Origin of the sequence: Sphingosinithalassobacter tenebrarum, from assembly GCF_011057975.1 — a bacterium.
In the GTDB taxonomy this organism is placed as follows: Bacteria; Pseudomonadota; Alphaproteobacteria; order Sphingomonadales; family Sphingomonadaceae; genus Sphingomonas; species Sphingomonas tenebrarum.
On the sequence record NZ_CP049109.1, the window covers coordinates 2,762,477 to 2,777,192 of the forward strand.

Annotated in this window: 15 protein-coding genes; 7 read left to right on the plus strand and 8 right to left on the minus strand. The window is 64.0% G+C overall.

Features of this window, described 5'->3' with window-relative positions:
• Window positions 1-270: 270 nt before the first annotated feature.
• The 4 genes from G5C33_RS13695 to G5C33_RS13710 all read left to right on the plus strand — a co-directional run bounded on the left by G5C33_RS13695 (window position 271) and on the right by G5C33_RS13710 (window position 5,380).
• Entirely contained in the window at window positions 271-1,077 is an 807-nt protein-coding gene (locus G5C33_RS13695; protein WP_165327734.1) for a helix-turn-helix domain-containing protein, read from the plus strand.
• Window positions 1,078-1,334: 257 nt separating this feature from the next.
• The gene (gene acuI, locus G5C33_RS13700; protein ID WP_165327735.1) at window positions 1,335-2,321 is read left to right on the plus strand and encodes an acrylyl-CoA reductase (NADPH); all 987 of its coding nucleotides are present in this window, start codon (window positions 1,335-1,337) and stop codon (window positions 2,319-2,321) included.
• 87 nt (window positions 2,322-2,408) lie between these two features.
• On the plus strand, window positions 2,409-3,617 hold the full coding sequence (locus G5C33_RS13705) for an FAS1-like dehydratase domain-containing protein (protein ID WP_165327736.1): 1,209 nt from the start codon (window positions 2,409-2,411) through the stop codon (window positions 3,615-3,617).
• A 17-nt stretch (window positions 3,618-3,634) separates the two neighbouring features.
• Complete coding sequence (locus G5C33_RS13710) at window positions 3,635-5,380, plus strand: class I adenylate-forming enzyme family protein (protein WP_165327737.1); 1,746 nt, start codon at window positions 3,635-3,637, stop codon at window positions 5,378-5,380.
• A gap of 188 nt (window positions 5,381-5,568) precedes the next feature.
• On the opposite strand, the gene G5C33_RS13715 is transcribed toward G5C33_RS13710, so the two are convergent.
• The 3 genes from G5C33_RS13715 to G5C33_RS13725 form a co-directional block, all read right to left on the minus strand.
• On the minus strand, window positions 5,569-5,976 hold the full coding sequence (locus G5C33_RS13715) for a nuclear transport factor 2 family protein (RefSeq protein ID WP_165327738.1): 408 nt from the start codon (window positions 5,974-5,976) through the stop codon (window positions 5,569-5,571).
• Window positions 5,973-6,497, minus strand: a complete 525-nt coding sequence (locus G5C33_RS13720; RefSeq protein ID WP_165327739.1) for a GNAT family N-acetyltransferase — start codon at window positions 6,495-6,497, stop codon at window positions 5,973-5,975. The genes G5C33_RS13715 and G5C33_RS13720 overlap by 4 nt, the downstream gene beginning before the upstream one ends.
• A gap of 180 nt (window positions 6,498-6,677) precedes the next feature.
• Complete coding sequence (locus tag G5C33_RS13725) at window positions 6,678-7,244, minus strand: TetR/AcrR family transcriptional regulator (protein ID WP_165327740.1); 567 nt, start codon at window positions 7,242-7,244, stop codon at window positions 6,678-6,680.
• 57 nt (window positions 7,245-7,301) lie between these two features.
• Between G5C33_RS13725 and G5C33_RS13730 the strand changes: the two genes are divergently transcribed.
• Complete coding sequence (locus G5C33_RS13730; RefSeq protein ID WP_165327741.1) at window positions 7,302-7,934, plus strand: monooxygenase family protein; 633 nt, start codon at window positions 7,302-7,304, stop codon at window positions 7,932-7,934.
• Between the two features lie 76 nt (window positions 7,935-8,010).
• Here G5C33_RS13730 and G5C33_RS13735 read toward each other — a convergent pair whose 3' ends face one another.
• The 5 genes from G5C33_RS13735 to G5C33_RS13755 are packed head-to-tail and all read right to left on the minus strand — an operon-like array spanning window position 8,011 to window position 12,966.
• Window positions 8,011-9,333 (minus strand): amidohydrolase family protein, encoded by a 1,323-nt coding sequence (locus G5C33_RS13735; RefSeq protein ID WP_165327742.1) that lies wholly within the window; start codon window positions 9,331-9,333, stop codon window positions 8,011-8,013.
• Between the two features lie 52 nt (window positions 9,334-9,385).
• Entirely contained in the window at window positions 9,386-10,132 is a 747-nt protein-coding gene (locus G5C33_RS13740) for a DUF2889 domain-containing protein (protein WP_165327743.1), read from the minus strand.
• A 1-nt stretch (window position 10,133) separates the two neighbouring features.
• A complete protein-coding gene (locus tag G5C33_RS13745; RefSeq protein ID WP_165327744.1) occupies window positions 10,134-11,294 on the minus strand; it encodes a thiolase family protein in 1,161 nt (386 codons plus the stop codon).
• 1 nt (window position 11,295) lies between these two features.
• Window positions 11,296-11,706, minus strand: a complete 411-nt coding sequence (locus tag G5C33_RS13750; RefSeq protein WP_165327745.1) for a Zn-ribbon domain-containing OB-fold protein — start codon at window positions 11,704-11,706, stop codon at window positions 11,296-11,298.
• 3 nt (window positions 11,707-11,709) lie between these two features.
• Complete coding sequence (locus G5C33_RS13755) at window positions 11,710-12,966, minus strand: cytochrome P450 (RefSeq protein ID WP_165327746.1); 1,257 nt, start codon at window positions 12,964-12,966, stop codon at window positions 11,710-11,712.
• Window positions 12,967-13,235: 269 nt separating this feature from the next.
• On the opposite strand from G5C33_RS13755, the gene G5C33_RS13760 reads away from it, so the two are divergent.
• Window positions 13,236-14,045 (plus strand): enoyl-CoA hydratase/isomerase family protein, encoded by an 810-nt coding sequence (locus G5C33_RS13760; RefSeq protein ID WP_165327747.1) that lies wholly within the window; start codon window positions 13,236-13,238, stop codon window positions 14,043-14,045.
• A gap of 285 nt (window positions 14,046-14,330) precedes the next feature.
• On the plus strand, window positions 14,331-14,687 hold the full coding sequence (locus G5C33_RS13765) for a hypothetical protein (protein ID WP_165327748.1): 357 nt from the start codon (window positions 14,331-14,333) through the stop codon (window positions 14,685-14,687).
• The last annotated feature ends 29 nt before the right edge of the window (window positions 14,688-14,716 follow it).

The following is a 14,716-nucleotide window of genomic DNA, read 5'->3' on the forward strand; positions in this document are numbered from 1 at the left end:
ATGCTGCATTGCAGCAATTTCTGTTTCGTATCGTGCCGCGAAAACGGCCTGCCGCACCGCCTGATTTTCACGACCTCGGCCGAAGCCGAGCCGCGGTCGGCGTTACATAGCCGGCAATCCACGCCAAGCCCGAAACTTATGTTACCGCTAACCTACAAATTTCCCGGAAATCGGAGAAATTTTTGCATCTGCTCACAAAACGAGACCGTCTCAGTTTTTGTTGACAACGCCCCGGCGATGCGCATGCTGTCACAAAAATGGAGGAGAGCGATGGCTACGGTGCTCGACGGAAACAAGGCGAAGACCGCGCGGCGGGTCATCGAGGTTCTGGAGTTCTTCGACGATCAGCGTCGCGAAGTAACGGTGATGGATATCGTGCGCCGCTATAATCGGCCGCAATCCAGCACTTCGGAACTGCTTGCCAGCCTTGTCGAGCTGGGCCTGCTCTACAAGGATCCGGGTTCGCGCTCCTACACGCTGACTCCGCGTGCGGCGATCCTGGGTTCGATCACTCAGCCGCAGATGGTGCGCGACGGGCGCCTCGCCACGCTGATCGACCGGCTGGTGGCGCAGACCGGGCTGGGCGTGGTGCTGCTCGGCATGGTCGGTCTCAACGCCCAGGTGTTCCGCTGGAGCCCGGGCAGCAAATTCTCTCCCGGCGCCGATACGTCGCTGTGCAGCGGCGCGCAGGAACCGCTGTTCGAATCCGCCGGCGGCCGCCTGCTGCTCTCGACGCTGCGCGCGGATCGCCGCGACGGCCTGATCCGGCGCCTCAATGCCGAGGCCGCCGAGGACCGCAAGTTCAGCTATGCCGAGATGGTGCGGCAGGTCGCCGAACATGGGCATGACGCACATGCCGTCGGCCCCGCCGGGTTCGACAGCGATGCGCAGATGGTGTCGGTGCTGCTGCCCGTCGCGCCGGGGGAACAGCCGATGGCAATCGGCTTCGTCTTCCAGACCAATCACGAAATCGATCCGCAGGCGCTCATCGGGCTGCTCGATAGATCGGTACAGCGATGCATCCGGGGTTCGGAAGGTCCGATGGAGCCGTTCGAAGTGGTATCATCGGCGGCCTGACCGCGAGCTTTCCTACTTTTCCCTGCTATTTCCGATAGTTGCTGCACTATGTACATATTGCAGGCGATCCGCGTGGAGGCTCCGGCTCAAGTTGACAATCCCCGGGCGGCCCGGCTTAGCCTGCGGTCAGGTAATCGGTCGGAGCGGACGAATCGCGTGCTCCACGTGATGCATTTGCCCGGCCGGTTTGCGGACGAAATGTCCGGCCTTCGCAATTCCCGCCGGCATCGCGCCGGGCAGCAACGATTGAGGTACGCATGTTCTCCGGCATCCTGATTTCGAAGGACGACGACGGTCAGAAGGTCGAAGTCGCCCAGATCGACGAGGCGGACCTGCCCGAAGGCGATGTCACCATCGCCGTCGAATATTCCACGCTCAACTATAAGGACGGCCTCGCCATCACCGGCAAGGGTCCCGTCGTGCGCAAATGGCCGATGGTCCCGGGCATCGACCTGGTCGGCACCGTCACCGAAACCACCGGTAGCGAATGGAAGCCGGGCGACAAGGTGGTGCTGAATGGCTGGGGCGTCGGCGAAACCCATTGGGGCGGCCTGGCGCAGAAGGCGAAGCTCAAGAGCGAGTGGCTGATCGCGCTTCCCGAAAGCTTCTCGCCCGCCCAGGCGATGTCGATCGGCACCGCCGGCTACACTGCCGCGCTGTGCGTCGAGGCGCTGGTCAAGGCGGGCGTCACGCCCGACCAGGGCGAAGTGCTGGTGACGGGTGCCACCGGCGGCGTCGGCAGCGTTGCCGTCGCGCTGCTCGCCAAGGCAGGATTCACGGTCGTTGCCGCGACCGGCAAGGCTTCGGAAAGCGACTATCTCACCAAGCTCGGCGCTTCCTCGACCATCGCGCGCGAGGAACTGAGCGAGCCGGGCAAGCCTTTCCAGAAGGAACGCTGGGCCGGTGCGGTGGACTCGGTGGGCAGCAACACGCTCGCCAACGTCCTTGCGCAGACCAAATATTGCGGCAGCGTCGCCTGCTGCGGTCTCGCCCAGGGCGCCGACCTCAAGACCACGGTCATGCCGTTCATCCTGCGCGGCGTTTCGCTGCTCGGCGTCGACAGCGTGATGGCACCGCGTGACGCGCGCAAGCCGGCCTGGGATCGCCTCGCCAAGGATCTCGATCCGAGCCTGCTCGAACTGATCGCGGGCAAGGAAATCGGCCTGTCCGACGCGATCGGCGCGGCGGGCGACCTGATCGACGGCAAGGTGCGCGGCCGCATCGTCGTCGACGTGAACAAGTAAGGGACTGTCGGACTACATTCCCGGACAAGAACGGTTTCGGGATGGGCGGTAGGACAGTCTTCAAAATCCAAGAAGTTGGAGCATGTGATGACTGATACTGCCACCCAGCCCGAAGCCGATACCCCGGCCACGCTCGATACCAGCGACGTCGACAAATATGTCGGCGAACGCGTCGTTTTCGCCGAAATGTGGGATCCGGCGACCTCCACCGAAATCCGTCGCTGGGTGCAGTCGCTCGATTACGCCAACCCGCTGCATTTCGACGAGGAATTCGCGCGCGCAAGCAAGTTCGGCGGCATCGTTGCGCCGCAGAGCTTCACTGTGGCGATGGACTATGGGCATGGCTGCCACCCCTCGTGCATCGGCAACGTGCCCGGCACGCACCTCATTTTCGCGGGCGAGGAATGGTGGTTCTACGGCGACCATATCAAGCCGGGCGATCATTTGCGCCAGGAGCGATTCTTCGCGGGCTACACCGTCAAGGACACGCCCTTCGCCGGGCCGACGATGTTCGCCGACGGCGACACCTATCATTACAAGGAAGACGGCACACTCTTCGCCAAGGAGCGCGCGACGTCGATCCGCTATCTGCGCGAGGAAGCGAAGAAGCGCGCGGTTTATGACAAGGACAAGAAGGCGGTAAAGGAATGGACCGCCGAGGAAATCGAGGCGGTCAACAAGGAACGCCTCGCCTGGATCATGTCCAACCGCGAGGGCAAGTCGCCCAAGTTCAGCGAAGTGCAGGTCGGCGACAAGCTCACGCGCCGCGTGATCGGCCCGCATACCAAGGTCAGCTTCGCGCTCGAATATCGCGGCCATCGCCAGAATATCTGGGGCACGTGGCGCTGGAACCCGCCCGAAGGCTATGTCGATCCGGCGAAGAAGGATGCCGGCTTCTCCGAAGACATGACCTATGACTTCGAGGCGCAGAAATATGATCCGCGCCAGAAGGACGGCCTGTTCCACGGCCCCTCGAGCGGCCACATCAATTCGGTGAAGTCGGAAAAGATCGGCATGGGCGGCGCCTATGGATATGGCGCGTCGATGAATGCCTGGCATCTCGACAGCGTCGCCTTCTGGGCGGGCATGGACGGCTATATCTGGCATTCGAAAACGCAGTTCCGCAGCCCGGCGCGCGAAGGCGACGTCACTTATGTCGACGGCGAAGTAGTCGAGAAGATCGAGAAGTCCGAATATGGCGACGGCGTGCCGGTTGTCGTCGTCGAAACGCGGATGACCACGCAGGATGGCGAGACCATCCTGAAGGGCACCGCCGAGGTTCAGCTGCCGCTCTAAGCCCAAGGAGAGAGACCATGGGCAAGGCACCCGCCGCGCGGCCGGCTCCCGGCAATATCTCGCTGATCTATGGCGCGCCGCTGGCGCAGGAACCGGGCATGGGCGCGCTGACCATCCCCGGCTATCTGCGCGAAGTGGTCGAGCGCTATGGCGACGCCGAAGCGGTCGTGCTGCGCACTGGCGAAGCGCGGATTTCGTGGAGCTATAAGGACCTTTGGGACCGGGCGATGGAAGTCGCGCGGGCGCTGGTCGCGTGCGGCGTCGCCAAGGACAGCCGCGTCGGCATATTGATGACCAACCGGCCGGAATTTCTCTCCTCGCTGTTCGGCATCGCGATGGCGGGCGGCGTGCCGGTGGCGCTGAGCACTTTCTCGACGCCTGCCGAGCTCGAATATCTCGTCCAGTCCTCGCAGGCATCGGTGCTGTTGTTCGAGCAGCAGGTGCTCAAAAAGGATTTCGGCGCGATGCTCGCCGAGGCCGAGCCCGCGATCGCCGCCGCGGCGCCCGGCGGGCTGGTGTCGGAGGTGTTTCCCTTCCTCAACCGGCTGGTCGCGGTCGGCGGCGTGCCTGGCGCGAGCGAACCGGCCGATGTGACGACCGGCGGCGCGGTGGAAAGCTGGGACCAGTTTATCGGTCATGGCGACGCATCGCTCGACGCGGTCATCGCCGGGCGCGCGGCGTCGGTCGCCCCCACCGATCCGGGCGGCATTTTCTTCTCGTCGGGCACCACCAGCCTGCCCAAGGGCATCCTCCATTCGCAGCGCGCCTTCGCGATCCAATGGTGGCGCTGGCCGCGCGTCTTCGCGATGCGCGAGCCGGTGCGCGCCTGGACCGGAAACGGCTTTTTCTGGTCGGGCAATTGCGCGATGGTGGTCGGCAGCGCGCTGTCGACGGGCGGCGCGGTGGTGCTGCAACGCTATTTCGACGCCGAAGAGGCGCTGCGGATCATGGAGGCGGAGCGCACCAGTTTCGTCAACGGACGCCCGCACCAATGGGCGCGGCTGCAGGAAGCGCCCAACTGGGCCGAGGCCGACTTGTCGAGCCTCCACTATATCCCGCGCTCCGAGCTGATGCTCCAGCATCCCACGGTGGAGAGCGACTGGTATCTGCCGATGTCGTTCGGCACGACCGAGACGATGACGATCTGCACCAGCTATTCGGCCGACACCGATCCGGCGGAATATAAGGGCAGTTGCGGCGTGCCGCTGCCGGGCAATATGCTCAAGATCATCGATCCCGATACGCGCGAAATCGTGCCTTTGGGTGAACGCGGCGAGATGTGCATCAAGGGGCCGACCTTGATGTCGGGCTATCTCGGCAAGGCGCCCGAGGACTGTTTCGACGAGCAAGGCTATTATTGCACCGGCGACGGCGGTTACGTGGACGCGGAAGGCCGCTTCTTCTGGGAAGGCCGCCTAACCGCGATGATCAAGACCGGCGGCGCCAATGTCGCGCCCGACGAAGTCGATGACGAGCTGGCGCGCTATCCCGGCATCCGCCGCGCGCAGACAGTGGGCGTGCCCGATGATCTGCTCGGCGAGAAGGTCGTCGCGTGCATCGTCGCGCAGGACGGCGCGGCCCTCGACTCCGATGCGATCGTGGCGTTTCTCAAGGAGCGGCTGGCGAGCTTCAAGGTACCGCGCGAAATCCTGTTCTTCGACGATGCCGAGATGGAAGTCACCGGCAGCGGCAAGGTGAAGTTCACCGTGCTGCGCGAAATGGCGGTCAAGCGGCTGGCGGCGACGGAGGAAACGGCGGCCTAACTTCCCCTCCCTTGCAGGGAGGGGGAAAACAGCACCTTCTAATTCCTCCCCCAGCTTGCTGGGGGAGGGGGACCGCGACGCGAAGCGGCGTGGTGGAGGGGCAAAGCCGTATGCGAGGCGCTTGCCGCTTTGCCCCTCCACCATTGCTGCGCAATGGTCCCCCTCCCCGAGACAAGCTCGGGGAGGAATTATCCGGCCAGCAGCGGCGCGATCCGGGCGCAGCCTTTCGATCCGAAATAAACCCGATGGGCTGCGATCAGCCCCTCGGCGATTTCCATCACCTCGACCACGTCGATCTGCTCGCCCTCGGGCGTTTCGCGCGGATATTCCCAGATCAGCGTGCGGCCGTTGGTGAAGTATTCCCCGGTGCGATACCATTTGAGCAAGTCATCGGGCCGCCCCTGCGCCCCGCGCAGCATGAAGGCAAGGATCGCCGCCCGGCCGCGCAGCACCGGCTCGCTCCCCTGCCCCAGCACCGCCGCGACCAGCGGGCTTTCGAACACCGCGTCCTCGGCATAGAGCGCGGCGAGCGCCTCGATCGCGCGCGCCTTGGCGTGGTCGTGCCAGGCATGGAAAATGCGTTCGATATCGGTCATCGCGGCGGCTCCGGCTGGTCATCGAGCCGCAGCGCCAGAAAGGCGAGATCGAGCCAGCGGCCGAACTTGGCACCGACCTGAGGCACTACGCCTGCGCCCTCGAACCCCAGCTTGCGGTGGAGCGCGATCGACCCGGCGTTGCTCGCGTCGATCGCGCCGACCATCACGTGCAGCCCGTCGCTGCGGGCGCGTTCGATCAACGCGCGAAGCAGCGCTTCGCCGAACCCCTGCCCGCGCGCATCAGCCGCGACATAGACCGAATGCTCGACCGTATGGCGAAAGCCGTCATGGGGGCGCCACAGACCGTAGGTGGCATATCCGGCAACCTGCCCCTCGGTTTCCGCAACGAGCACCGGAAATCCCGCCGCGTTCCGCTCGGCCATCCATGCGCGGCGGTTGTCGAGATCGACGATCGTCTCGTTCCAGATCGCGGTCGTGTTGGCGACGGCGTCGTTATAGATTGCGAGGATCGCGGGCAGATCGTCGGGAGTCGCGTCGCGGAGGTGCGGCTGGGCCTGCATGGGGGGACGATAGCCCAAGGCACCGGCTAAAAGCCACTACCTCCGTTTGCCCTGAGCCTGTCGAAGCCTATCCCGAGCGACTGCCGCAGGCAGGCAGTCGAGGGCGGTCGTTCTTCTCTCTTCGCAACGATGGAGGAGGAAAAACCGCACTTCGACAAGCTCAGTGCGAACGGAGCGAAGCTAGGTTCGCTCGCCCCCCACAATCCCGTCCGCCAGCAGCGCCAGCACCGGCTCCGCGCTCTCGCCTACATCATCCATCACCCCGTCGAGCGCCATCACCGCAAGCCCGTGCACCATCGCCCAGCAGGCAAGCGTCGCCGCCTGCGCATTATCGGGCGCCAGCAGCGTCACGCGCAGCCCCAGCACGCCGAATGCCCTGCCGCTGGCGGGTGGCGTCTGCGCCGCCGCGCAATGATCGGCGAACATCAATCGATAGAGCGCCGGATGCGCGCGCGCGAAGGCGAGATAAGCGTGGCCCTGCGCGATCAGCGCCGCCCTGCTTCCGCCCGCCGCCATGCCGGCTTCGTCGGCTGCGGTCAGATCGGCGCCCAGCATTTCGAACCCGCGTCCGGCGACGGCCTGCATCAACGCATCCTTGTCGGCGAAGTGGCGGTAGGGCGCCATCGCCGAGACGCCCGCGGCCCGCGCGAGCGCGCGCAGGCTGGGCGCGGTTTCGCCCGAAGCGAGCAGCGCCACTGCCTCGTCGACCAGCCGCTGACGGAGAGTCGCGGTTTCGGCCTCAGTCATGTTTACACTGTAAGCAAATATGCATGTGTGTACACCGTACACAGCGGAGTGACGTCCATGCAAGCCAAGCCTTCCCGTATAACCGTCGACCTTGCCGCCTATCCCGATCTGGTGATGATCCTGCTCGGTTTCCGGCTGCGCAGATTGCGCGCGATTCCGGCACTGCTGCGGATCGGGCGCGGGCTGGCGGCCATCGATCGCGACCGGCCTGAGGGACTGCTTGCGCACGACTCGCTGCTGTTCGGCTGGAATCATATCGGTATCCGCCAATATTGGCGCGACACCGATGCGATGCTCGCCTTCACCCGCGACCAGCCACATGGCGGCTGGTGGCGCGATTTCCTGCGCGATCAGCAGGGCAGCGGCTTCTGGCACGAAACCTATACGCGCGGCGGAATCGAAGCGGTCTATGTGGCGATGCCGGATGCGCCGGGGCTCGGGACGTTCGCGCCGCGGATCGATGCGGTGGGGCCGATGCTAACTTCGCGCGAGCGGCTGGCGCGGGATGCGGCGCGGGTGGCGCCGCCGCAGTCCTCTGGTTTCGACATTCCTCCCCCGGAGGGGGAGGGGGGACCGCGTAGCGGTGGAGGGGTAGTTTCCACGAACGAGTCGCGCGTGGCTTACCCCTCCACCATCGCTACGCGACGGTCCCCCTCCCCTTTCAGGGGAGGAATTTGCAGCCAAAACTAACGGCCCGGAAGCCGAAGCCTCCGGGCCGCTCGATATTCAGCTCCGCCGCGTCACGCGGCGGTAGAAGCGCCTGAAATCAGGCGGCTTCCTTGCCCTTCTGGGCGTGCTGCTTGAACATCTTCATCAGATCGCCCGAAGTGATCGGGCGGCTGGTGCCTTCCTCGACCGGGCGCGCGCCGCCCGAGGATTTGAGCGAAATGTCGACGCCGTCCTTCTCCGCCTGCGCACGCAGCGCGCCGACAGTCAGGTCTTCCTTCGCATGATGCGCGAACATGTCGAAGTTGAACCACTTCATCGCATTGCCGTGCGTGATCTTGTCGATCTGGCCGTCGGTGAGGTGCTTGATCGAATCCCAGAGATATTCAGGGACTTCCGGCCACAGCGTGTCGCTGTGCGGATAATCGCATTCATATGCGATATTGTCCTCGCCGATATATTCGATGTTCTGCAGCCCGAACTTGTCGTCGATGAAGCAGTTGAGGAAGTGCTTCTTGAAGATTTCGCTCGGCTTGATGTCCTGGAAAATGGTGTTCGTCCAGGCCTTGTGCCGCCAGTTCGAATAATCGGCGCGCTCCATGAAATAGGGCACCCAGCCGATGCCGCCTTCCGAAAGCGCGATGCGCAGCGACGGATAATCGTGCAGCGCCTTCAGCTGCAGCCAGTCCGCCGCACCGGTCGCGATCGACATCGGCATCGTCGTGATCCACGCCTCGATCGGCGTTTCGACCGAGGCATGCGGCGCCGGGTTGCCCGCACCGATATGACAGCAGATCGTCATGTCGGTCTCGGTAATCGCCTTCCAGAACGGCTCCCAATATTCATTGTGGATGCTCGGCAGGCCCAGCACGGTCGGGTTTTCGGTGACCGAGACGGCCTTCGCGCCCTTCTTGGCGACGCGATGGATTTCGGCGACCGTCGCGTCCATGTCCCAGGTGGGCAGGATCGCGCAGGGAATGAATCGGCCTGGATGCGCGCCGCACCATTCGTCGATATGCCAGTCGTTATAGGCACGCAGATGCGTCGCCGCGGCCTTCTTGTCGGGCGCCTTGTGGAAGCGGCCACCGTCGAAACCGACCGCCGAGCCGAAGTTGAGCGAAGCGGCGATGCCGTTGACGTTCATGTCGTCGATGCGCGCATCGACGTCCCACACGCCCTTGCGCAGCTGCTCGAGCGAGGTCGGCTCCATGCCGTACTCCTCGAGCGGGCGGCCGACAACGGCGTTGAGGCCGACCGACGGCAGGAACATGCCCTGATATTCCCAGGCGCTCGTGCCGTTTTCATCGACCACGAACTGCGGAGCGGACTCGAGATCGGCACCGGACAGGTGGTTCTTGAACATGTCGGGGGGTTCGCTGATGTGATCGTCGACACTGATCAGCACCATATCGTTCTTTTCCATTGCTCTCTCCATTCTCCGCGCTTGCGGTGTTCGTCGTGGATGGTTCGGCGGCTTATTCTGCCGGTTCCGCCGCTCCGGCTGTTTCTTCCGCGAGCGGCCCATCCCTGCCGCTGCTGAAATCGCGCGTGGTCCCTTCAATATAACAGGCAGACCCTCGGTTTTTCTCCTGAAAAGTATAGCATTGACCGATCGGAAGCTTCGATTTGTCGGTTCGCACCCGATCCGAAATGTCGCGACCATTCGCCAGGATCGTTCCCCAGCGCAAAATCCGCGCATATTCCTGCCGCTCGGGCGAAAGCGACTTGATCCAGTCGCCGAGCTTGAACAGCGACTGGCCCGCGACTTCCTCGGGCGCGGTGAGCGTGAAGCGTTCGTGGCTCCAGCGCAGCACCGGCTCCCCGTCGCGGCGCAGTTCGGCAGTGACTTCGCCGTCGACCGCGTCGCAGCTCAGGATATCGTAGGTCAGCGGCGCATCGTCCCCGGCATGCGCCGCGCCGAGCACCGCCAGGTCGAACAGATGCGTGCAATTCTGCTGCTTTTCGGCGGTCGTGCGCGATGCCTCGTCGAGCGGCATGCCGGTGAAGCTGTCCACCAGCACCGCCACCGCCCCCGGACAGGTCGTCCAGGGAATGCGGATCATCTCCGGCTCGACCTGGGTGATCGCCGCGCCGTCATGGTGCAGCGTCACGGCCATGTGATGATAATCGTCCTCGACCGCCGTGCGCACTAGCCCGGCTTCGGGGACCACCCGAAACCGGCGCCGGAAGCCGGGAAGATCGTCGAGGCGCGCTTCGGCCATCCTAGTCCTTCGCCAGCAGCAATGCCGTGGCGAGCGGACCGCCGCCCGATGTCGCCACCGCGACCTTGGGATCATTGGCCACTTGCCGCTCGCCGCCCTCGCCGCGCAACTGCACCACCGCTTCATGCGCGAAGCCGAAGCCGTGGAGCCGCCCGCCGCCGAGCTGGCCGCCGCCGGTATTGACCGGCAATTCGCCGTCGAGTGCGATCCGCTTGCCGCCTTCGAGGAAGTCGCCCGCCTCGCCGACCTTGCAGAAGCCGAGCCCTTCGAGCCAGGTCACGGCGTTGAAGCTGAACCCGTCATAAAGCTGTGCCACATCAACGTCTTCTGCAGTGTAATCGGTGTTCTTCCACAGATCGCGCCCAGTCGGATAGGCGGCGACCCATTCGGCCTGGTCCCAGCTATAGCGCTCGACCGTACCTGCAGACGCGGCGACGCGAACCGGCGTCGTCTTCACTTCGCCCAGCGCATCGCCAGCCGACACGATCAGCACCGTCGAAGCGTCGGTGAAGCGATCGCAGTCATAGAGGCAGAAGGGCTCGGAGATCATCCGCGAGGACATGTATTTGTCCATCGTCAGCGGTTCGCGCACCAGGGCGCGCGGGTTCTTCGCCGAATTGGCCGTATCGGTCAGCGCGATCTGCGCGAGTTGTTCGCGCGTCATCCCATATTTCCTGAAATGGCGCATCGCGAACTGGCCGATCCAGTTCGCCGCCGAGATGGCATTGAACGGCGCGGTCCATTGCTGGCCGCCATCGACGCGGTCGCGCCGCATCGGCGGAAATTCCTCGGGCCGCGACAGGGCCGCCGCCTCGTACACCGTGCGGAAGCAGATGATGTGGCGCGCCAGCCCCTGCTTGATCGCGCCGACCGCTTCGACCACGGCGCCGAGCTGCGAGCTGATTTCGCCGCCCCCGGCATACCAGGTCGGCTTGATACCGAGCGCGTCGATCAGCTCATCGGCGCCGATCGGCGAGAAGCCGAGAAAGATCGGCATCCGGCCGGGATAAGTCGAAACGCCGTCGATCTGGTCGATCGTCAGCCCTGCATCGTCGAGTGCTTCCTTGACCGCGTCGACCGTCAGCAGCAGCGGATGCCGCGTCAGGCGGACACCGACCTCGGACTGACCGATCCCGGTAATATAGGCTTCGCTATCGGCCATCTCAGGCGTCCTCCCCGATCTTTTCGAACAGCGGCAGCCACACATCCTCTTCTTGAAGGAAAGTGACCTTCACCTTGTCGCCGATATTCACGTCCTCGACCGGGCAATTGACGATGTTGGTCGTCAGAAACACGCCCGGCGCACCATCCAGCGCGACGCGTGCGATCACGAACGGCACTTCCATGTCGCGCATGAAGGGCTGGTGATTGATCGTGAAGGTGTCGACCGTTGCGGTGCCGGGCACCGCTTCGGGTGCGACATTTTCGGACAGGCAGTTGCGGCACACCGGCCGCGGCGGATGCACCCAGGTGCCGCAATCGCCGCAATGATAGATGCGCAGCTCGCCCTGCTCGCCACCGGTCCAGAAGTCACGGTTGACGGCATCAAGCTTCGGCAAGGGCCGGTTCGCCATGCGTCAGGCCTCCCAGGTCAGCCAGAGCGCGTCGGGACCGATCACATGGCCGCCATGATAGGTGACCTTATGCTCGGGATCGAGCCGGAACTCGGGCATGCGCGCGAGCAGTTCCTCATAGAGGATCTGCAGTTCGATCCGCGCAAGGTGCGAGCCGAGGCAGCGATGCGGGCCGCCGCCAAAGGCGATATGCACATTGTTCTCGCGCTTCATGTTGAATTCGGCCGGGTTCTTATACTCGGTGGGATCGAGATCGGCGCCGGGCAGGAACAGCATCGCGCGGTCGTTGGCCTGCATCGGCGCGCCGTGGAATTCGATGTCGCGCGTCACGCGGCGCACCGGCACGGTGAAGGTATAGCGGCGCAGCAATTCCTCGGCTGCTTCGGGGATCAGCTTGGGTTCGGCGCGCAGCCTGGCCTGAAGCTCAAGGTCGCTGGCGAGGCGATGCACCCCATGCCCCATTCCGTTCATCACCGTGTCGAGCCCGGCGATGAACAGCAGGACGGCGTAATTCTCCATATCCTCGATCGTCATCGGCCGGCCGTCGATTTCGGTCTGCCAGAGCATCGAGATGATGTCGTCCTGCGGATTGTCGCGGCGTTCGAGGATCGTGTCGCGCATGATCGCGGCGCAGCGGATCATGCGCTGCGCCATCGAGGCGGCGTCGAGGCTGATCGCCGCAAGATGCTCTTCGACCAGCTTGCGATATTCCGCCTGACGATCGAGCGGCAGGCCGAACATCTTGAGGAACACCTGCACCGGCATCGGCTCGGCGACTTCGGTCATGAAGTTCGCCTTGCCCTTGGGTTTCATCGAGTCGATCAGTTCGCCGGCGAGCTTGCGGATATCGCCCTTGAGCGCCGCCATCGCCTTGGGCGAAAAGGTCTTTTGCAGCGGCGCGCGATATTTGGTGTGCTCGGGCGGATCGAGGTTGATCGGCACCGCCATCGGCACGCGCGGCATATCGGCAGGCATCGACGCCATCATCGCCTTGATCTGCGCGGCGGGGATGACTTCGCTGGAGAATATTTCGGTGTCGCGCGAAGCTTCGAAATTGGCCTTGTGGCTGACGATCATCCAGTGGCCGCCATTGCGCGGCGTCCAGAAGACCGGCGGCGCCTGCTCGATCAGGCCCAGGATGCGCTCGTGCGGCGCTTCACGATATTCGGGGTCGTTGAACAGGTCGAAATCGTAGCAGACCGATTCCGGGACATGATCCGGCCGTTCCACGGCCGGGCTCAACGTAGCAGCTTCCGACATTTCTCTCTCCGATCGCTTCATTACTAAGCTTGCTAAGCTCTTGTCGGAATCGGACGCCAAACGCAAGCTCGCACACCACCCTTCGAAGACCGGCCGTGCCGGTTCTCCGTCGAGCGCATCGTCAGTGTGCCGTTCATGGCTTCAGATACAATCGCGCGGCGTCGCGAAGGCAATCAATACCGCTCTGGCGATTGCGCGCCGCTTTGCGCCGCGCGCGCCGCACGGTACGACGCCGGGCAAAGCCAATGCGCCGTGAGAGGAGACCCGCCATGTCCGACACCGAAGCCCCCCTGCTCGTCACGCAGGAAGACGCGATCCTGATCGCGACTCTCAACCGGCCGGACAAACTGAATGCGCTCAACGGCGAGACGATGCGGCTGTTCGAAGAGGCATTGCACCGTTTCCGCGACGATCCCGCGCTCAAGGTGCTGCTGATCCGCGCGACGGGCCGCTATTTCTGCTCGGGCGCCGATCTGCGCAGCGGCGATCCGGTCGAGCCCAAGCGCACCGGATCGGGCATTCGCGAGAACCACCGCATCGGGCTGCACGGCATGCACCGCATCTATGACGAGATGGAGCATATCGAAAAGCCGATCGTCGTCGCGCATCACGCGACCTGCGTCGGCGGCGGGCTCGAACTCTCGCTGTCGTGCGACTTCCGGCTGGCCGCGAAGAGCGCGCGCTATAGCTTCCCCGAAAGCCTGTTCGGCGTGATCCCCGCCTCGAACGGCGTCAGCCGCCTCACCCGCATCGTCGGCACGCACTGGGCGCGCTACCTGATCATGGGCAACAAGCCCGCCGACGCCGATCTGGCGCTGACGATGGGCCTTGTCCACGAAGTCCATCCCGATGAAGGGTTCGAGGAAGCGGCACTCGATTTCTGCCGCCACCTCGCCAAGAACAATCTCGAGCAGATGGGCGTCGCCAAGCTGGCGATCGAAATGGCGGCCGATGTGGGGCTCGCCCAGGCGCGAAACGTCGAGCGGATGGCGAACAGCACGCTGATGCTCAACCCGGAATATCTCGCGGGGATCGAGAAATATATCGCCAAGCTGGGGAGCAAGGGGAAGAAGGACTGAGGTTCGTCCAGCCTTCCTCCAAACCCGTTTGGGCTGAGCTTGTCGAAGCCCCGTTCTGCCTTCTCTCTACGGTGGGAAAAGAAGAACGGCCCTTCGACAAGCTCAGGGCAAACGGGCATTGAGGTGTGAGGTCAAGCAACAAACACCCCGTCGCCCTGGCCTTGAGCCGGGATTACGGCAACCTCACTATCGTCGCCTGCTCACATTCCGGGCAATTGCCAACCGCCACGAACCCCATCAGATTATCGGCCCGTTTCCAGGACACGGGACGCGCCGGGAAAAGCCATGCAGATATCCGAACGCACGCAAAATATTCTGATCCTGATCGGCGTCCCGATCTTTGTGATCGTGTGCATGGCAGTCGCGACCGGAAGCGAAACCATTCTGTTCGTCGTGATGCCGATTTTCTTCAATCTGGCCTCGGTCTACATGGCGTGGCTGCTGGTCAGAGCCCATCGCACCGGGATGATATACGCGGGCGGAGGCATCCCGACGGAGCGATCGAAAAACCCCCGGCTATTCGCCTATCATTTCGGGCTTTTCGCATTCGCTCTGGCGCTTATCCTGTGCTTCACCCTAATCATCGATCTGATGGTATTGATCTGGCTTTTCGGCGCATTTGCGGGGGCCGTGTCGCAATAGCGGCCGCTTCTCAGCCGGAGCGGAAACCC